Origin of the sequence: Pseudomonas sp. PS01300 (genome assembly GCF_029960155.1) — a bacterium.
Classification (GTDB): Bacteria; Pseudomonadota; Gammaproteobacteria; order Pseudomonadales; family Pseudomonadaceae; genus Aquipseudomonas; species Aquipseudomonas palmensis.
Genome location: NZ_JASCPN010000082.1, coordinates 1 through 19,440, shown reverse-complemented (window position 1 = coordinate 19,440; position 19,440 = coordinate 1). Strand labels below are relative to the sequence as shown.

At 66.7% G+C, this 19,440-nt stretch carries 15 protein-coding genes; 10 read left to right on the top strand and 5 right to left on the bottom strand.

All coding sequences use genetic code 11. The features are described from left to right. Positions 1–83 precede the first annotated feature (83 nt). The 4 genes from speA to QMX96_RS24550 all read right to left on the bottom strand — a co-directional run bounded on the left by speA (position 84) and on the right by QMX96_RS24550 (position 4,322). Complete coding sequence (gene speA / locus QMX96_RS24565) at positions 84–1,997, bottom strand: arginine decarboxylase (protein ID WP_043860454.1); 1,914 nt, start codon at positions 1,995–1,997, stop codon at positions 84–86. A 149-nt stretch (positions 1,998–2,146) separates the two neighbouring features. Continuing rightward, positions 2,147–2,518, bottom strand: coding sequence for a translation initiation factor Sui1 (locus QMX96_RS24560; protein ID WP_282362610.1), 372 nt, complete (start codon positions 2,516–2,518; stop codon positions 2,147–2,149). Between the two features lie 194 nt (positions 2,519–2,712). Continuing rightward, on the bottom strand, positions 2,713–3,249 hold the full coding sequence (locus tag QMX96_RS24555; protein ID WP_054916138.1) for an NUDIX hydrolase: 537 nt from the start codon (positions 3,247–3,249) through the stop codon (positions 2,713–2,715). Beyond that, positions 3,249–4,322, bottom strand: coding sequence for a DUF2333 family protein (locus QMX96_RS24550; protein WP_043860457.1), 1,074 nt, complete (start codon positions 4,320–4,322; stop codon positions 3,249–3,251). The genes QMX96_RS24555 and QMX96_RS24550 overlap by 1 nt, the downstream gene beginning before the upstream one ends. 278 nt (positions 4,323–4,600) lie before the next feature. Here QMX96_RS24550 and QMX96_RS24545 point away from each other — a divergent pair, with 278 nt between their 5' ends. From QMX96_RS24545 to accC, 6 genes are all read left to right on the top strand, one after another. After that, on the top strand, positions 4,601–6,217 hold the full coding sequence (locus QMX96_RS24545; protein ID WP_043860458.1) for a PleD family two-component system response regulator: 1,617 nt from the start codon (positions 4,601–4,603) through the stop codon (positions 6,215–6,217). Between the two features lie 163 nt (positions 6,218–6,380). Then, positions 6,381–8,342: a methyl-accepting chemotaxis protein gene (locus tag QMX96_RS24540; RefSeq protein ID WP_282362609.1), complete on the top strand. Its 1,962-nt coding sequence runs from the start codon at positions 6,381–6,383 to the stop codon at positions 8,340–8,342. Between the two features lie 165 nt (positions 8,343–8,507). Beyond that, complete coding sequence (locus QMX96_RS24535) at positions 8,508–10,277, top strand: protein-disulfide reductase DsbD (RefSeq protein ID WP_282362608.1); 1,770 nt, start codon at positions 8,508–8,510, stop codon at positions 10,275–10,277. A gap of 172 nt (positions 10,278–10,449) precedes the next feature. Further along, positions 10,450–10,902, top strand: coding sequence for a type II 3-dehydroquinate dehydratase (gene aroQ, locus QMX96_RS24530; protein WP_043860461.1), 453 nt, complete (start codon positions 10,450–10,452; stop codon positions 10,900–10,902). Between the two features lie 91 nt (positions 10,903–10,993). After that, the gene (gene accB / locus QMX96_RS24525; protein ID WP_043860462.1) at positions 10,994–11,452 is read left to right on the top strand and encodes an acetyl-CoA carboxylase biotin carboxyl carrier protein; all 459 of its coding nucleotides are present in this window, start codon (positions 10,994–10,996) and stop codon (positions 11,450–11,452) included. Between the two features lie 17 nt (positions 11,453–11,469). Next, positions 11,470–12,825 (top strand): acetyl-CoA carboxylase biotin carboxylase subunit, encoded by a 1,356-nt coding sequence (accC, locus tag QMX96_RS24520; protein WP_043860463.1) that lies wholly within the window; start codon positions 11,470–11,472, stop codon positions 12,823–12,825. Between the two features lie 162 nt (positions 12,826–12,987). On the opposite strand, the gene QMX96_RS24515 is transcribed toward accC, so the two are convergent. After that, on the bottom strand, positions 12,988–14,850 hold the full coding sequence (locus QMX96_RS24515) for a sigma-54-dependent Fis family transcriptional regulator (protein WP_282362607.1): 1,863 nt from the start codon (positions 14,848–14,850) through the stop codon (positions 12,988–12,990). Between the two features lie 268 nt (positions 14,851–15,118). Here QMX96_RS24515 and QMX96_RS24510 point away from each other — a divergent pair, with 268 nt between their 5' ends. The 4 genes from QMX96_RS24510 to QMX96_RS24495 are packed head-to-tail and all read left to right on the top strand — an operon-like array spanning position 15,119 to position 19,339. Continuing rightward, positions 15,119–16,177 (top strand): NAD(+)/NADH kinase, encoded by a 1,059-nt coding sequence (locus QMX96_RS24510; protein WP_088514168.1) that lies wholly within the window; start codon positions 15,119–15,121, stop codon positions 16,175–16,177. A 22-nt stretch (positions 16,178–16,199) separates the two neighbouring features. Then, positions 16,200–17,177 carry a thiamine pyrophosphate-dependent dehydrogenase E1 component subunit alpha gene (locus QMX96_RS24505; protein ID WP_043860466.1) on the top strand — a complete coding sequence of 326 codons (978 nt, stop codon included), beginning with the start codon at positions 16,200–16,202 and terminating at the stop codon, positions 17,175–17,177. Between the two features lie 39 nt (positions 17,178–17,216). Continuing rightward, positions 17,217–18,236, top strand: coding sequence for an alpha-ketoacid dehydrogenase subunit beta (locus QMX96_RS24500; RefSeq protein WP_088514167.1), 1,020 nt, complete (start codon positions 17,217–17,219; stop codon positions 18,234–18,236). Continuing rightward, positions 18,233–19,339 (top strand): acetoin dehydrogenase dihydrolipoyllysine-residue acetyltransferase subunit, encoded by a 1,107-nt coding sequence (locus QMX96_RS24495; protein ID WP_054916142.1) that lies wholly within the window; start codon positions 18,233–18,235, stop codon positions 19,337–19,339. The genes QMX96_RS24500 and QMX96_RS24495 overlap by 4 nt, the downstream gene beginning before the upstream one ends. Positions 19,340–19,440: the final 101 nt, after the last annotated feature.

Sequence of the window (19,440 nt, the reverse complement as noted above, 5' to 3'; positions counted from 1 at the left end):
GGTCAAGCCCGCTCCCACAGGTACTGCATCAGCTTCAAGGATGATGAAAAACCTGTGGGAGCGGGCTTGACCCGCGATTACGGTCAGGAGGACAGGTAGGACGAGCGGGTCAGCCCGAGGCGCAAGGCATCCAGGAACTGGGTACGCTCACGCGCCGTGATCTTCGCGCTGGCGCATTTGTCGCGGTAGTGGGTCATCAGCTCTTCGGGCGACAGGTGCACGTAGCGCAGCATGTCCTCGATGGTGTCGTGGGTCTCGATGCCGGCGTGGTACACGCTGCCGTTGGGGTTCTGGTAGATGTTCACCGAGTCGGTGTCACCGAACAGGTTGTGCATGTCCCCGAGGATTTCCTGGTACGCGCCCACCAGGAAGATCCCCAGCAGGTAGTCCTCGCCCTCGTTGATGGCGTGTACCGGCAGGCTGGTCTCGATGCTCTGCTCGTCGACGTACTGGTTGATCTTGCCGTCCGAGTCGCAGGTCAGGTCCTGCAGCACCGCACGGCGCAGCGGCTCTTCGCCCAGGCGATGCAGCGGCAGGATCGGCAACACCTGGCCGATGGCCCAGGTGTCGGGCAGGCTCTGGAACACCGAGAAGTTGCAGATGTACTTGTCGGCCAGCTTGTCGTTGAGTTCGTCCAGCACCTGGCGGTGCGAGCGCTGGCGCGCCTTGAGCGAGTTGTGCAACCGGCGGCACACGGCAAAGTAGCACTGCTCGGCCAGGGCCTTCTGCGCGAGGGTGATCTTGCCGTCGGCGTATTGCGCGGCCACGTCGCTCATGTAGTGGGTGGCACGCCAGTAGGTCTCGGTGACCATCTCGATGTCGGTCGGGCCCAGCAGGTCGGCCAGCCACTGCACGGTTTCGGGCAGGCTCTGCTTGTCCTCGATCTCGGGTACTTCGTCGTTGTGCTTCTCGACGTCGGTTACCTGCACCACCAGCATCGCGTGGTGCGCGGTCAGCGCGCGGCCGCTCTCGGAGAAGATGTGCGGGTGCGGCAGGCCCTGCGCGTCGCAGAACTCCTTGAGCATGCCCACCACCACGCCGGCGTAATCGTCCATGTCGTAGTTGATCGAGCTGGCATTGCGCGAGTGGGTGCCGTCGTAGTCCACGCCCAGGCCGCCGCCCACGTCGATGTGGTCCACTGGCAGGCCCAGCGCACGCAGCTCGCCGTAGTAGCGGATGGCTTCCTTGAAGCCGTGCTGGTAGTCCGCCAGGTTGGCGATCTGCGAGCCCATGTGAAAGTGCAGCAGGCGAATGCCCTGGTCCAGGCCGGCATCGCGAAAGCGCTGCACTACCGAAATCAGCTGCGCAGCCGACAGGCCGAACTTGGACTTCTCGCCGCCGGTATCGGCCCATTTGCTCGAAGCCAGCGACGACAGGCGCACGCGCAGGCCGACCTGCGGCTTGACCTTGAGGTCGGCGGCTTCCTCGATCACCAGTGCCACTTCGGATTCTTTCTCGATCACGATGAACACGTTGTGACCCAGTTTCTGCCCCATCAGCGCCAGGCGGATGAACTCGCGGTCCTTGTAGCCGTTGCAGACGATGGTGCCGCCCTTGGGCGCCAGCGCCAGCACCGCCAGCAGCTCGGGCTTGGAGCCGGCCTCAAGGCCGATGGACACGTTCTGCGTGGCGATGATGTTCTCCACCACCGCTTCCTGCTGGTTGACCTTGATCGGGTACAGCGCGGTGTACTGGCTCTGGTACTCCAGGCGCGCGATGTTGGCGTCGAATGCGCCGGTCAGCTGGCGCACGCGGTGTTGCAGGATGTCGGGGAAACGTACCAGCAGCGGCAGCGACAGGCCGCTCTGGCGCAGCTCGTCGACCTGCTCGTACAGGTCGATCGGCGCACTGTCCGGCCCGTTGGGGCGTACTTCGACGCGCCCGGCCTCGTTGATCGCGAAGTAACCCGCGCCCCAATGGCGAATGCCGTAAACACTGCGGCTGTCGGCCACGGTCCATTGGCTGCCATCGTCTTTGCGTGTGCGTCGTACGGACATCGAAGTCCCCTATAAAGAAAGTCGTGAACACCGGCCAGGGCGTGCTGGCCAGTGTAGAAAATGAAGATGACGATTCTCCCTGTTCAGGCATAGACCCCTGCCCAGGGAACGAGTTTAGAAGTGCTGCAGGAAAAACCTCGCAGCGGCCATCAGCCGCCGGACTTTTTCGCCTTGAAGCCTTGCTTGATCAGCTCGGCCAGCAACAACTCGACGTGTTCGCCCTGGATCTCGATGACGCCGTCTTTCAACGCGCCGCCCGTACCACAACGCCGCTTGAGCGTGGTGGCCAGTTCCTTGAGTTGATCCAGGGGGAGCGGTACGCCACTGATGGTGGTCACCGTCTTGCCGCCACGGCCTTTGCTTTCACGACGCACACGGGCAATGCCGTCGCCTTCGGGGATGAGTGTCTGCTTGCAGATGCAGGCATCGACGGGTTTGCTGCAGTCCGGGCAATGCCGGCCTGCATCGGTGGAGAACACCAGGCCACCGAGGGCGGCGAATGATGCGGCTTTCTTGGCCACTTTTGATCCTCTGCGTTGAGGACAAAAACTGGTCGATGCCCCGGGGCGAGGTACCGACCGCGAAGCCCCACTCTGGCAGGGGCAGCGCACCTGCCGCGGCAAGCCGTGGCAGGGTGAAAAGGCCGCGCAGTGTAACCACAATTGCGCCGAATGCTAAGTGCAAAACTGCGCCATTTTGCTTGGCTTTCGCGACGTCAGCCGCGCCGCGCCACGAAACGGTTCAGCGCCGCCAGCGAGTCGGGGCAGTAGGGGGTGCTCAGGCTGTCGTCCAGGGCTGCCTGCAAGGGCATGAAGCGGGCCTGGCTGACTTCCTCGGGCTGCAGGCGCAAAGGCCCGTCCCAGACCGCCGAGAACACCGCGCACCAGAGCCGGTTGCCAGGCTGGTCGAAGAAGAAGCGCTCGTGGAAGCTCAGCGACACGCCGCTCACCCCCAGCTCCTCGGCCAGCTCGCGCGCGGCGCAGCGCTCGTAGCTTTCGTGCTCGTCGACCATGCCGCCGGCGGCCACATCCCAGTAGCCGGGGTAGATCGCCTTGCTCAGGGTACGCTGGTGCACGCACAGCTCGCCGGCACTGTTGAACAGCAGGATGTAGGTGCCCCGCCCGATCAGCCCCTGCTCGCGCAGCTCGGCCCGCGGCCTGGCGCCGAGCAGGTTGTCCTGCTCGTCGACCCAGGCGATGCGTTCGGCATCCGAGGCGGCGCGGTGCGCCGCCTCGCTCTGGCTGAACAGCATCAGCCCTGGGACAGCAGCTGGCGCAGGTCGATCACTGCGGCGTTGGCGCGGGAAATGTAGTTGGCCATCACCAGCGAGTGGTTGGCCCACATGCCGAAGCCGCTGCCGTTGAGTACCATCGGGCTCCACAGCGGCTCCTGCGAGGCTTCCAGCTCACGGATGATCTGGCGCACGCTGACGGTGGCGTTCTTCTTGGCCAGCACGTCGGCGAAGTCGACCTCGATGGCGCGCAGCAGGTGCGACAGCGCCCAGGCCTGGCCACGGGCTTCATAGAACACGTTGTCGATCTGCAGCCACGGCGTCTCGACCACTTCCTCGTCCAGCTGCGGCACCTGGCCCGGCACCACCGATTCGGTCTTGAGGGTGGTGTTGAGCTTGACCCGGCCCACGCTGGCCGACAGGCGCTGGGACAGCGAGCCCAGGCGCGTGGCCACATCGCCCAGCCAGTTGTTGAGGTTGTCGGCACGGGTGTAGAACAGCGCGCCCTGCTGGTCTGGCGAAGCCAGGCGCTTCTGGTAGCGGTTCAGCGAATTGATGCCTTCCTGGTACTCCGACTCGCTCGACGGCAGGATCCAGCTCTTGTTGTCGAAGTTGAAGCGCGGCTCGGCCTTGGCAAGGTCGGCGTCTTCGGCCGACTGCGACTGCGAACGGGCGAAGTCCTTGCGCAGGGCACGGCTGAGGTCACGTACCTGCACCAGCACGCCATATTCCCAGCTGGGCATGTTGTCCATCCACAGGCCCGGCGGGAAGCGGTCGTTGGAGATGTAGCCGCCTGGCTTGTCGAGCAGGGTGGCAACCACGGTCTTTAGGGTTTCGACGGTGGTGTAGCCGACGACCATCTGCTGGCCGTTGCGCTCGGCGGCGGCCTGGGCGTTCTGCTGCACCGGGAACAGGTCGGGCTCCTGGCTCCAGTACCAGCCCAGGGCGATGGTCACCAGCAGGTACAGACCGATCAGGGTGCCCAGCGCCCGGCTGAACAACAGCCCGCCGAAGTAGCTGCGGGTGCCCGAGCCACGGGCGTCCACCCGCTCGCGTGCCTCGGCTTTGCCTGTACGGTTTTTCCAGTCCAGCATGGCGTTGTCCTTTCTGTCAGGTCGTGTCCAGGGTTCGACCGCGCGGCCCCCGCTTCGTGCCCACGCCGGCCAGCATTGTGTGCCAGCGTGCGCGGCCGGGGCGCCAGCCAAGCCTGCACTATAAATCAAGCGCGCCGCTTCGCATAAGTGACTAACGGGTCAGGAAAGGAATTTAGCGCCACCCCAGTTAATTGATGCAGCACACTCGATTGCCGGAAAAGTGGTGCTAGCATAGAGCCATCACTCGAATTGCCTCACCCCTTACAAGTAGTCAGGACATGACCGAGCCAGAAGACCCGAATCGTGCGCGCCTCAAGCAACACTTTGCCCAGCGGGTCATTCACCAGGCCCGGCAAATTCTCGAGATCTGGCAGCGCCTGCAGCGCAGCGAGTGGACCAGTTGCGACCTGAGCGAGCTGGGCGAGGCCAACCTGCGCCTGCAGCGCTACGCCGAACGCTTCGAGCAGCCCGAGCACAGCCTGCTGGCCGATGCCATCGGCCAGACCCTGGCGGCGGTGGAGGCCAACAGCGCGCGCCTGAGCAGCAGCCTGATCAACGAACTCAACCGCCTGATGCAGCGCCTGTCGCGTACCGGCCTGCGCCAGGGCGACCAGCTCGAGCGCACCCCGCTGCCGCCGCTGCGCAAGCCCATCTACGTGATGCTGCAGGACCACGAGCGCGCCGAGCGCCTGGCCAAGCAGCTGGAGTTCTTCGGCCTGGGGGTCGAGCCGCTGTACAGCCCCGAGGCGTTCCAGGCCTCGATGGCCGAGCGCCTGCCGGCGGCGATCGTCATGGATGTCGACTTCGGCGGCCAGGGCCAGGGCCTGCAGCTGGCTGCCCAGGCCCAGCAGGGCCTGGAGCAGCGCGTACCGCTGCTGTTCTTCAGCCTGCACGAAACCGACACCCCCACCCGGCTTGCCGCGGTACGCGCCGGCGGCCAGGAATTTCTCACCGGTACCCTGGAGGCCTCCAGCCTGCTGGAAAAGGTCGAGCTGCTCACCAGCGTGACCCAGTACGAACCGTTCAAGGTGCTGGTGATCGACGACTCGCGGGCCCAGGCACTGCACACCGAGCGCCTGCTCAACAATGCCGGCATCGTCACCCGCACCCTCACCGATCCGATCCAGACCATGGCCGAGCTGGCCGACTTTCAGCCCGACCTGATCATCCTCGACATGTACATGCCCGCCTGCACCGGCACCGAGCTGGCCAAGGTGATCCGCCACAACGACCGCTATGTGAGCGTGCCGATCATCTACCTGTCGGCCGAGGACGACCTGGACAAGCAGCTCGATGCCATGAGCGAGGGTGGCGACGACTTCCTCACCAAGCCGATCCGTTCGCGCCACCTGATCACCACCGTGCGCAACCGTGCGGCCAGGGCGCGCAACCTCAAGGCGCGCATGGTGCGCGACAGCCTCACCGGGCTGTACAACCACACGCACATCCTGCAACTGCTCGAAGACTGCAGCTTCCGGGCGCGGCGCGAAGACCGCCCGCTGAGCTTTGCCATGCTCGACATCGACCACTTCAAGAAGGTCAACGACAGCCACGGCCACCCCATGGGCGACCGGGTGATCAAGAGCCTGGCGCTGTTTCTCAAGCAGCGCCTGCGCAAGACCGACTTCATCGGGCGTTATGGCGGCGAAGAGTTCGCCATCGTGATGCCCAACACCGACCTGCACGCGGCGCACAAGGTGCTGGACGAGATTCGCCGGCGCTTTGCCGAGATCCACTACCCGGCGCAGCCGCGTGACCTGTCGTGCACCTTCAGTGCCGGGGTGGTGCAACTGAGCGACGGGCTGGATGCGCTGAGCATGGCCACCGCAGCGGACGAGGCGCTGTACCTGGCCAAGGGTGCGGGGCGCAACTGCGTACAGCGGGTCGAGGCCTGAGCCTTTTCGCCAGCAACCTGGCCCCTGTAGGAGCCGGCGTTGCCGGCGAAAGGGCCACCATATAGCCACTTTATTTCGCAACACCCCTGCCATCGTCATAACCACGTCATAAAAACGCAATAACTTCAGGCACTTGCCATCCCGCCGTTGGTAGAGCCCGCTCATGCGCCTGAAGTTGCTGACCAATCTGAACACCCTGCTGCTGGTAACCGTGTGCCTGGCCCTGGGGGCGACCCTGTGGTGGTCGCAACGTGCCCTGGAACAGCCCTACCTGTTGATGGAGCGTTACCTGGCGCTGTCCCAGCAGTTCCAGAACCAGGTGGCCCGCAACATCCAGGATTACCTGAACAGTGGCGATGCCCTGCGCCACGCCACCGCGCTGCAGAGCACCCAGGACCTGCAACAGGAACTGGCCCAGCTGCCCGATGAGCTGGCCGCGCAACTGCGCCCCAGCCTCGACACCCTGCAGGCATTCACCGCCAATGAGCTGCTGGCCGCCGGCAAGCTCGCCGGCGACCCCCAGGCCCTGTTGCTGCAGGCCGAACGCGAACTGGGCGCCAACCTCGAACAGCTCGCCCGCTACGCCCACGACAGCGGCCACCCCGAGGCGGCGCACTACCAATCGGCACTGCTGGAAGCCAGCCTGCACCTGGGCCGCCTGTCGCTGGCGCGTGACAAGCTGGTGAGCAGCGGGCGCAGCGAGCTGGCCGACGAGGTGGAGCGCGAACTGCAACTGATCATCACCCAGGCCAAAGCCCTCGACGCCCTGCCATTGCTGGGCGTGACCGCGGCGGTGGAATCCGGCGCCGACGACTTCGCCGCGATGATGGGCCTGCAGAGCGAGGCCACCACCAGCGCCGAAGACGTCGGCGTGGCCCTCAAGCGCGAGCTGGGCAGTTTGCTGGCGCGCTACCCGGCAGAACTGCAGCGCACCCGCGCGCAGATCGAGCGCCGTACCGAACTGGCCACCACCACCCAGGCGCGCATGGCCGCCGTGCAGCAGGCCATCGCCGACCTGGAACCGGGGGTGCGCGCGCAGCATGGGCAGATCCAGGGCGAAGTGCGGGTGATCCAGGGCCTGATGATCGGGTTGATCCTGCTGATCGCCCTGCTCATCGACACCTTGCAGCGGCGCCTGGCGCGGGTGCTGGGCAACCTGGCGCCGGCGCTCTCGCAGTGGGCCGGCGGCGACTTCAGCCAGGCCATTGCGCTGGGGCGCAGCAACCGCGAAATGCACGACATCCAGGATTCGCTCAACCGCCTGCGTGCCTACCTGGTAGACCTGGTGGGCACCATCCGCAGCAACGCCGAGCAGGTGGCCGGTAGCAGCCACGCCCTGGCCGGCATGAGCAGCGCGCTGCACGACGGCGCCGAGCGCCAGGCCGGCGACACCGCGCAGATCCGCGATGCGCTGGGCGAACTGGAGGCCACCATCACCCAGGTGGCCGGCGATGCCAGCCAGGCCGCCGACGCCAGCCGCCACGCGGGGCTGGCGGTGGAACAGGGCCAGGCGGTGATCGGCCAGAGCCTGAGCGGGCTGCGTCTGCTGGTGGACGAGGTGCAGGGCAATGCACAGATGATCGAGGGCCTGGCCCAGGAGTCGGCGACCATTGGCGGCGTGCTCACGGTGATCCGCTCGATTGCCGAACAGACCAACCTGCTGGCCCTGAATGCGGCCATCGAGGCGGCAAGGGCCGGCGAGATGGGCCGCGGCTTTGCCGTGGTGGCCGAGGAGGTGCGTTCGCTGGCCCAGCGCACCACCGGTGCCACCGGCGAAATCCAGACCCTGATCGCGCGCCTGCAGCAGGCGGCACGCGAATCGGTGGAAGGCATGCGCGCGCAACTGGAGCACGCCGAGGCCACTGCCCAGCAGGCGCAGTCTGCCGATGGAGCGCTGGACGAGATTGTCGCGGCGATCCAGACCATTGCGCAGACCGCCGTACGCATCGCCGACGTGACCGCGCAGCAGAGCGGTGCGGTGAGCGAGATTCGCGACCATAGCGAACGGATCCACGAACTGGGCGCGGACAACCTGGAGCGCATTGGCGAGGGGCGCGAGCAGGGTGAGCATCTGCTGCGCCTGGGCGGGGAGCTGAACACCGCCGTGCAGGCGTTCCGGGTCTGATCCAGGGGACTCTCGCGGGTCAAGCCCGCTCCCACAGGTATGCATCCTGATTGAGCCAGATGCATTGTCTGTGGGAGCGGGCTTGACCCGCGATGGGTTCAACTCGATTGCTCCTGCTCAAACTCCGTTATCATTGCCCCCACGTTCCCCCCAGCGAGACCGCTCATGCGTCGCCTGCTTTGCCTCCTGCTTCTGGTCCTGGCCCTGCCCGCCATGGGCGCCGGGCTGCTCGACAACCGCCCCAGCGCCACCCTCGGCGCACCGGGCCTGAACAACAGCGCCGACTTCCTGCCCGTGCGCGAAGCCTTCAAGCTCAACCTGATCCAGGGCGACGCCCAGGCCATCAAGCTGCGCTTCGTCACCACCGAGGGTTACTACCTCTATCGCCACCGCTTCCAGTTCCGTACCGAACCTGCCGACATCGCCCTGGGCACCGCGCAGCTACCTGCCGGCGAGGCCAAGCACGACGAGTACTTCGGCGACGTCGAGGTGTACCACGGCATCCTCGACATCGACCTGCCACGCACTGCCGACCAGCGCCCCTTCACCCTGGTGGTGAGCTATCAGGGCTGCGCCGACAAGGGCCTGTGCTACCCGCCGGAAACAGAGCGCCTGAGCATCGACGGCGTCGGCGCCGCGTCCACCGCCGCCGCCCCGGCCAGCAGCAACGCCTGGCGCTGGAAGGAAATGCTGCTGTTCTTCCTTGCCGGCGTCGGCCTGACCTTCACCCCGTGCGTGCTGCCGATGCTGCCGATCCTTTCCGGGGTGGTGCTGCGTGGCCAGGTCGGCGGCGGTCGCGGCCTGGCCCTGTCGCTGGCCTACGTGCTGCCGATGGCCGCCTGCTTCGCCCTGCTCGGCGCGCTGATGGGCCTGTTCGGCGCCCAGCTCAACTTGCAGGCACGCCTGCAATCGGCCTGGGTGCTGGTGCCCTTCGCGGCATTCTTCGTGGTATTCGCCCTGGCCATGTTCGGCCTGTTCGAACTGAAGCTGCCGCAGTTCATCAGCAGCCGCCTGGACCGCGTGGCCGGGCAGACCAAGGGTGGCTCGCTGCTGGGCGCCGCCGTACTCGGGGTGGTTTCCAGCCTGCTGGTCTCGCCCTGCGTGTCGGCGCCACTGGCCGGTGCGCTGCTTTATATAAGCGCCAGCGGCGATGCCATCGGCGGGGCGCTGAAACTCTTCGCGCTGGGCCTGGGCATGGGCGCGCCGCTGCTGCTGGTGGCCACCGGCGGTGCGGCCTGGCTGCCCAAAAGCGGGCCGTGGCTGGTCACGGTGAAGAACGCCATCGGCGTGCTGCTGCTGGGCCTGGCCATCGGCCTGCTCAGCCGCGTGCTGCCCGGCCCGCTCACCCTGCTGCTGATCGGCCTGCTTGCAGCCGGCGTGGCGCTGTTCCTCGGCGCCCTGGAATTCGGCGTGAAGACCACCGGCCAGCGCCTGGCGCAGCTGCTCGGCCTGTTGCTGCTGGCCTACGCGCTGGCCTGCTGGTACGGCGCCTTCAGTGGCCAGGCCGACCCGCTGCGGCCACTCCCCGCCCCCGCCAGCACCCCCTCGGCCGCACCGGTCAGCGCCTGGCAGACGGTGAACACCCCCGCCGCCCTGGATGGCCTGCTGGCCGAAGCCAGGGCGGCCGGGCAACCGCTGCTGCTGGACTGGTACGCCGACTGGTGCATCAGTTGCAAGGTGATCGAGCATGACGTGCTCGGCGATCCGGCCGTGCAGGCGCAACTGCAGGGCTACCGCCTGGTACGGTTCGACATCACCCAAAGCAACGCCGAGCAACGCGCGCTGCTGGACCGCTACCAGCTGTTCGGCCCGCCGGGCTTCCTGGTGTTTGCCGCGAACGGCAGCGAAAAAACCGACAGCAGGGTGATAGGCGAGGTAAAAGCCGGCGAATTTGCCGAACACCTGGCGCGCATTCGCAGCGAAGTGGGTCTATAACTGCTGGGGCCGCTTGAAAAGCGCCACGGATGACCGAAATTGGCAAGATAGTCATAAATTTCGCGCGAATCTCGGTCATCGTGCTGGCTATTGCAGGTAACTGGACAGTGCTCGGCAGTTTGCGGCATAGTCGCCGCGCTACGTTTTTGCCCGACAATAAAAGGAACCGCAGATGGCAACGCTACTGGTGCTGCATGGCCCCAACCTGAACCTGCTAGGCACCCGCGAACCGGGCGTCTACGGGGCCGTGACCTTGGCCCAGATCAACCAGGACCTGGAGCAGCGTGCACGCGCCGCCGGCCACCATCTGCAATACCTGCAAAGCAATGCCGAGTACGAACTGATCGATCGCATCCACGCCGCACGCAACGAAGGGGTGGACTTCATCCTGATCAATCCGGCGGCTTTCACGCACACAAGCGTCGCATTACGTGACGCATTGCTGGCGGTGAGCATCCCATTCATCGAAGTGCATCTGTCCAACGTGCACAAGCGCGAGCCGTTTCGCCACCACTCCTACTTTTCAGACGTCGCCGTAGGGGTGATCTGCGGCCTGGGCGCCACCGGCTATCGCCTGGCCCTGGAGTCCGCCCTGGAACACCTGGCAGCGCACGCCAAACCCTGAATAACCGAAGCCTGGCCGCAGGCCGGGCCGTGTACGAACGTTAACATTCACGTTTATACGACCCTGACCGACCCTTGGGAGTTGATGATTAATGGATATCCGTAAAGTCAAGAAACTGATCGAACTGCTGGAAGAGTCTGGCATCGACGAGCTGGAGATCAAGGAAGGCGAAGAGTCCGTCCGTATCAGCCGCCACAGCAAGACCCCGGCCCAGCAGTACTACGCGCCAGCCCCGATGGCTGCCGCACCGGCCGCCGCCCCTGTGGCCGCCGCTGCCCCGGCTGCCGCCGAAGCGCCAGCCGCGCCGAAGCTCAACGGCACCGTGGCCCGCTCGCCAATGGTCGGTACCTTCTACCGCAAAGCCTCGCCTACCTCGCCTGCCTTCGTCGAAGTCGGCCAGACCGTGAAGAAAGGCGACACCCTGTGCATCGTCGAAGCCATGAAAATGATGAACCACATCGAAGCTGAAACCAGCGGTGTGATCGAATCCATTCTGGTAGAAGACGGCCAGCCGGTTGAGTACGACCAGCCGCTGTTCACCATCGTTTGAACCGCGGAGAACCAACGATGCCAGCCAAGTTGGAAAAAGTCCTGATCGCCAACCGCGGGGAAATTGCCCTGCGGATCCTGCGCGCCTGCAAAGAGATGGGCATCAAGACCGTCGCCGTGCACTCCACCGCCGACCGCGAGCTGATGCACCTGGGCCTGGCCGACGAATCGGTTTGCATTGGCCCGGCTTCGGCCACCCACTCCTACCTGCACATCCCGGCGATCATCGCAGCCGCTGAAGTGACCGGCGCCACCGCCATTCACCCAGGCTACGGTTTCCTCGCGGAAAACGCCGATTTCGCCGAGCAGGTCGAGAACTCCGGCTTCGCCTTCATCGGCCCCAAGGCCGACACCATCCGCCTGATGGGCGACAAGGTGTCGGCCAAGGACGCGATGATCAAGGCCGGCGTACCGACCGTTCCGGGTTCCGACGGCCCGCTGCCGGAAGACGAGGAAGAAGCCCTGCGCATCGGCCGTGAAGTCGGCTACCCGGTGATCATCAAGGCCGCCGGTGGCGGTGGTGGTCGCGGCATGCGCGTGGTGCACAAGGAAGAGGACCTGATCGCCTCGGCCAAGCTGACCCGCAGCGAAGCCGGCGCCGCCTTCGGCAACCCGATGGTGTACCTGGAGAAGTTCCTGACCAACCCGCGTCACGTGGAAGTCCAGGTACTGTCCGACGGCCAGGGCAACGCCGTGCACCTGGGTGACCGCGACTGCTCGCTGCAGCGCCGCCACCAGAAGGTGCTGGAAGAAGCGCCAGCCCCGGGCATCGACGAAAAGGCCCGCCAGGAAGTCTTCGCCCGCTGCGTCAAGGCGTGCATCGACATCGGCTACCGTGGTGCCGGCACCTTCGAGTTCCTCTACGAGAACGGCGCGTTCTACTTCATCGAAATGAACACCCGTGTTCAGGTGGAGCACCCGGTTTCGGAGATGGTCACCGGTATCGACATCGTCAAGGAGATGCTCAGCATCGCCGCTGGCAACAAGCTGTCGTTCACCCAGGATGACGTGGTGATTCGCGGTCACTCGCTGGAGTGCCGGATCAACGCCGAAGACCCGAAGAAGTTCATTCCGAGCCCGGGTACCGTCAAGCATTTCCACGCACCGGGCGGCAACGGCGTTCGCGTCGACTCGCACCTGTACAGTGGCTATGCGGTACCGCCGAACTACGACTCGCTGATCGGCAAGCTGATCACCTACGGCAAGGACCGTGACGAAGCCATGGCGCGCATGCGCAATGCGCTGGACGAGATCGTCGTCGACGGCATCAAGACCAACATCCCGCTGCACCGCGAACTGGTGCGTGATGAAGGTTTCTGCAAAGGTGGCGTGAACATTCACTACCTGGAACACAAGCTCGCCAACGACGAGTGATGCAGGTGTGATGTGAGAAAGACCCCGGCCTGGTGCCGGGGTCTTTTTTTTGGACTGCGGTACGCCCATCGCGGGTCAAGCCCGCTCCCACAGGAACGCCATTGATCTCAGGATCACCGCTGTACCGGTGGGAGCGGGCTTGACCCGCGATGAATGCGCCGCCTAGTCCCGCCCCATGCGCGGCATCTCGATGCCATGCGCATGCACCCGCCGGTACAAGGTGGCCCGCGAAATACCCAGCGCCTTGGCCGCCTCCCCCGGTTTCCAGCGATGGCGTACCAGCGCCTCCAGCAGCACCTGGCGTTGCGGGCTCATGCTGGCCTGCACCTGGCCCTGCTGCGCCCCGCGCACATCCGCCGGCAGGTCCTGCAACTGCAGCGTGCCACCGGCGCACACCGCGCAGGCGTAACGCAGCACCTGGCGCAACTGGCGCAGGTTACCCGGCCAGCGATACCCCAGCAGGCACTCCAGCGCTGCCTCGCTCAAGCCCACGTCCACCCCGCAACCGGCCGCCTCCTCGGCCAGCAAGCGATTGATCAAGGCCAGCCGGTCACTGCGCTCGCGCAGCGGCGGCAGCTCGAAGCGCGCATTGGCCAGGCGAAAGTACAGGTCTTCGCGAAAGCGCCCGTCGGCCACCCGCGCCGCCAGGTCGCGGTGCGTGGCGCAGATCACCTGGATATCCACACGCTCGCGCCTGGCCGCACCCAGCGGCGCCACCTCGCCTTCGGCCAGCACCCGCAGCAGGCGGGTCTGCAAGGCCAGCGGCATGTCGCCGATCTCGTCGAGAAACAGCGTGCCGCCATCGGCCTGCTGCAGCAGCCCGCGCATGCCCTTGCTGGAAGCCCCGGTAAACGCCCCGGCCACATAGCCGAACAGCTCGCTCTCGATCAGGCTCTCGGGAATCGCCGCGCAGTTGAGCGCCACGAACGGCTTACCGGCCCGCGCGCTGCGTTCATGCAGCTGGCGCGCGAACACCTCCTTGCCCGCACCGGTCTCGCCCACCACCAGCACCGCCAGGTTGCAGTTCTTGACCCGCACCGCCAGGCGCAGGCTTTCCTCCACCCGTGCATCCACCCCGCCCGGCACCGGCACCACCCGCGCCGGACGCTGTGGCGAGCTGACCCGCACATGCAGCGCATCGCCATCGGCGCGCCAGCTCAGGCGCTGGGCCGACTCGTCGGTCACCGCGCGCAACTGGTCCAGGTCGAACAGCTGGCCGATATGCGCCGGCAGCTCGCCGTAGCGCGAGAGCAATGCCGAGCGCGCCAGGCTGTTGAGCGCCTGCAGGCGTCCGTCGGCATCCCAGGCCAGCAGAAAGTCCGGCTGGCTGTCCACATACCCCGGCGCGCTGTGCGCCCGCAACACCCAATGCGCCTGGGCGTTGTGCATGAAAAACGCGTTCTCGATCTCCCGCGCGGTCTGCACCACCAGTTGGCGGATCAGGTGCTGGCTGCGCCGGTCGTCCGGCGACTGCAGCGCCGACACGTCGACCACCCCCAGCAGCTTGCCCTGCGGGTCGAACACCGGCGCCGCCGAGCAGGTCAGGCCGATGAACGCGGCGCGAAAGTGATCGCGCTTGTGCACCGTGACCGGCACCTGGCTGGTCAGTACCGCCGCCACTCCGCAGGTGCCCTCCTCGCCTTCCGACCAGCAGGTGCCCAGGTACAGGCCGGCCTTGCGGCAGTCGTTGCGCAGCGCGGCATCGACGCGGTAGTCGATGGTGCGACCCTGCGCGTCGGTCAGCAGCACGCAGTAGTCGGCCCCGCGCACCCGCTCGTGCAGGCGCGCCACCGCATCGCTGGCAATGCGCATGAACAGCTCGGCGCGTTCGCGGCATTCGTTGAGCAGGGTTTGCGACAGGATGCGCGGCCCTTGCTGCGAGGAAGGGTCGAGGCGGTGCTGCTCCATCGAGCGGCGCCAGGAGTCGAGGATCAACGGCGGTACCGGCGCCTGGGGCTGGCGGTCGGCATTCTTGAGCACACGGCTGACACAGTCGACGTGGGCTCTGGAGTTCGCGGCAAGCATGGGGCCTCCGGTTCTCGTGTTCTTGTCGTTATGCGGCCCATTAAGCGCCGTTTGCCAGGCCCCGACAAGCACCGCCTGGGCAAGCGGCGCCGTGAGACGCAGCGTCTCGGCGTCTCGCCGCGGCGCTGCCCGCACTGCAACGCAGCGTCTTGCCGACACCCCGCGAGTACGCCCTTGGAATGCTGCGCAAAGGCTCTGGGTCAAGCCTTTCACCCAACCTGGCACCACCCTTGCTCCAGCCCTGGTACACAAGAACCAGAGGTGCGCCATGAGCCATCCCGCCCCCACCGTGGGCATCATCGTCAACCCGGCCTCGGGCCGCGACCTGCGCAGGCTTACCGCCAGCGCCGGCCTGTACTCCAGCACCGACAAGGCCTCGGCCGTGCAACGCCTGCTGGCAGCCTTCGCCGCCACCGGCATCCGGCGCGTGCTGCTGCCGCCGGACATGACCGGCATCGCCGCCGCCGTGCTCAAGGCCAGCAACGGCCCGCAGGCCGCCGGCCAGCGCTGGCCGCAACTGGACATCCTGGACATGCCGCTGCACCAGACCGTGGAGGACACCCGCCTGGCCGCGCGCCAGATGCTCGCCCGCGGGGTCGCACTGATCGCCGTGCTCGGCGGCGACGGCACCCACAAGGCGGTGGCCGCCGAGGTCGGCGACATTCCGCTGCTGACCCTTTCCACCGGTACCAACAACGCCTTCCCCGAATTGCGCGAGGCCACCAGCGCCGGGCTGGCCGGCGGGCTGTTCGCCGCCGGGCGCATCCCGGCCCAGGTGGGCCTGCGCCGCAACAAGCGCCTGCTGGTGCGCGACCCGGCGCGGGAGCTGTGCGAATGGGCGCTGGTGGAAGTCGCGGTGTCGCCGCAGCGCTTCATCGGCGCCCGCGCCCTGAGCCGCGCCGAAGACCTTGCCGAAGTCTTCGCCACCTTCGCCGAACCCCATGCCATCGGCCTCTCGGCGCTGTGCGGGCTGTGGTGCCCGGTGTCGCGCCACGCCGCCGAAGGCGCCTGGGTGCGTCTTAACGGCCAGGCCGAACAGGCGCTGCTGGCGCCGCTGGCCCCTGGCCTGGTGCAAGGCTGCGGCATCACCGCCGCCGGCCCGCTGGCACCGGGCGTCGCCTACTCCCTGAGCCTGTCCAGCGGCACCCTGGCGCTGGACGGCGAGCGCGAGATCGAGTTCAGCGAGCACGACCGTCCCACCGTCACCCTCGACGCCCACGGCCCCCTGAGCATCGACGTGGAGGCCGTACTGGCCTTCGCAGCCCGCCATCGCCTGCTGGCGGTAGGCCGCGAACACCCGCAACACCCTGCGCACCCTCAGTGCTGAGACAACCCTGGAGAACAACAAGATGTCCACTCACCTGAACACCGAGCAACTCCTGCATGCCTACCGGGTCATGCGCACCATCCGCGCCTTCGAAGAGCGCCTGCACATCGAGTTCGCCACCGGCGAGATCCCAGGCTTCGTGCACCTGTATGCCGGCGAAGAGGCGTCGGCCGCCGGGGTCATGGCGCACCTGCGCGACAGCGACTGCATCGCCTCCAACCACCGCGGCCACGGCCACTGCATCGCCAAGGGCGTGGACGTGCACGGCATGATGGCCGAGATCTACGGCAAGAAGACCGGCGTGTGCGGCGGCAAGGGCGGTTCGATGCATATCGCCGACCTGGAAAAGGGCATGCTCGGCGCCAACGGCATCGTCGGCGCCGGCGCGCCCCTGGTGGCCGGCGCTGCCCTGGCGGCCAAGCTCAAGGGCACCGATGACGTGGCCGTGGTGTTCTTCGGCGACGGCGGCTCCAACGAGGGTGCGGTGTTCGAGGCCATGAACCTGGCCGCGATCATGAACCTGCCGTGCATCTTCGTGGCCGAGAACAACGGCTACGCCGAGGCCACCGCCTCCAACTGGTCGGTGGCGTGCGACCACATCGCCGACCGCGCCGCCGGCTTCGGCATGCCCGGGGTGACCATCGACGGCTACGACTTCTTTGCCGTGCACGAGGCGGCCGGCGCCGCCATCGAGCGTGCCCGCAGCGGTCAGGGCCCGTCGCTGGTGGAGGTCAAGCTGACCCGCTACTACGGCCACTTCGAAGGCGACGCGCAAACCTACCGCGCCCCGGACGAGGTGAAGAACCTGCGCGAAACCCGCGACTGCCTGATGCAGTTCCGCCAGCGCACCACCCGCGCCGGGCTGCTCGGTGACGCCCAGCTGGACCTGGTGGATGCCCAGGTCGAGGACCTGATCGAAGACGCCGTGCGCCGCGCCAAGTCCGACCCCAAGCCCCAGCCTGCCGACCTGCTCAGCGACGTGTACGTCGCTTACCCCTGAGCACGCTGCCCTTACAACAAGAACAATCGGAGAATCATCATGGCGAGAAAAATCAGCTACCAGCAGGCCATCAACGAAGCCCTGGCCCAGGAAATGCGCCGCGACCCCACGGTGTTCATCATTGGCGAGGACGTCGCCGGCGGTGCCGGTGCACCGGGCGAGAATGACGCCTGGGGCGGTGTGCTCGGCGTCACCAAGGGCCTTTACGGGCAGTTCCCCGGCCGCGTGCTGGACGCGCCGCTATCGGAAATCGGCTATGTGGGCGCAGCGGTCGGCGCCGCCACCCAGGGCCTGCGCCCGGTGTGCGAACTGATGTTCGTCGACTTTGCCGGCTGCTGCCTGGACCAGATCCTCAACCAGGCAGCCAAGTTTCGCTACATGTACGGCGGCAAGGCGGTCACCCCGCTGGTGATGCGCACCATGGTCGGCGCCGGCCTGCGCGCCGCCGCCCAGCACTCGCAGATGCTCACCTCGCTGTGGACCCACATCCCGGGCCTGAAGGTGGTGTGCCCGTCGTCGCCGTATGACGCCAAGGGCCTGCTGATCCAGGCGATCCGCGACAACGACCCGGTGATCTTCTGCGAGCACAAGCTGCTCTACAGCCTGCAGGGCGAAGTGCCGGAAGAGGTCTACACCGTGCCGTTCGGCGAGGCCAACTTCTTGCGTGACGGCGACGACATCACCCTGGTGACCTACGGGCGCATGGTCCACCTGGCCATGGAGGCGGCGGCCAACCTGGCGCGCCAGGGCATCGACTGCGAGGTACTCGACCTGCGCACCACCAGCCCGATGGATGAAGACAGCATTCTCGAAAGCGTGGAAAAGACCGGCCGCCTGGTGGTGATCGACGAAGCCAACCCGCGCTGCTCGATGGCCACCGACATCAGTGCGCTGGTGGCGCAGAAAGCCTTCGGCGCACTCAAGGGCCCGATCGAGATGGTCACTGCGCCGCACACCCCGGTGCCGTTCTCCGACGCGCTGGAAGACCTCTACATCCCCACCGCCGCCAAGATCGAGGCTGCCGTGCACACAGTGATGAAAGGGAGGAACGCGGCATGAGCCAGATCCATACCCTGACCATGCCCAAGTGGGGCCTGTCGATGACCGAGGGGCGCATCGACACCTGGCTCAAGCAGGAAGGCGAGCACATCAGCAAGGGCGACGAGGTGCTGGACGTGGAGACCGACAAGATCTCCAGCAGCGTCGAGGCCCCGTTCAGCGGCGTGCTGCGCCGTCAGATCGCCAGGCCCGACGAGACCCTGGCAGTGGGGGCGCTGCTGGCCGTGGTGGTCGAGGGCGAGGCCAGCGACGCGCAGATCGATGCGGTGGTGCAGCGCTTTCAGGCCGATTTCGTGCCTGGTGACGGCGCCGAGCAGGACAGCGGCCCGGCGCCGCAGAAAGTCGAGCTGGACGGGCACCGGGTGCGCTACTTCGACCTCGGCGAAGGCGGTACGCCGCTGGTGTTGATCCACGGCTTCTGCGGCGACCTTAACAACTGGATGTTCAACCACCCGGCGCTGGCCGCCGAGCGCCGGGTGATCGCCCTCGACCTGCCCGGGCATGGCGAGTCGGGCAAGCACCTGCAACGCGGCGACCTGGATGAGCTGAGCCAGAGCGTGCTGGCCCTGCTCGATCACCTGGACCTGGGGCGCGTGCACCTGGCCGGGCACTCCATGGGTGGTGCGGTGGCCTTGAACCTGGCGCGGCTGGCACCTGCGCGGGTGCAGTCGCTGAGCCTGATCGCCAGCGCCGGGCTGGGGCGCGAGATCAATGGCGGCTACCTGCAGGGCATCGTTGCGGCGGCCAACCGCAACGCCCTGAAGCCGCAGATGACGCAGCTGTTCTCCGACCCCGGGCTGGTGACCCGGCAGATGCTCGAGGACATGCTCAGGTTCAAGCGCCTGGAGGGGGTGGACGAGGCCCTGCGACAACTGGCCGACGCACTGGCCAGCGACGGCGTGCAGCGTCACGATCTGCGCCCGGTGGTGGCGCAGCAGCCGACGCTGGTGCTGTGGGGCAGCGATGACGCGATCATCCCGGCCACCCATGTGGACGGCCTGCCAGCCGAGGTGGCGATACTGCCGGGCCAGGGGCACATGGTGCAGCTGGAAGCGGCCGAGCAGGTCAATGCGCGGCTGCTGGCGTTTTTGCGCGGGCACTGACCAGCACCGGTTTGTGTCTCGAGGGCTGCTCTGCAGCCCGATCGCGGGTCAAGCCCGCTCCCACAGGGATCACTGCCGTCTCTGTGGGAGCGGGCTTGACC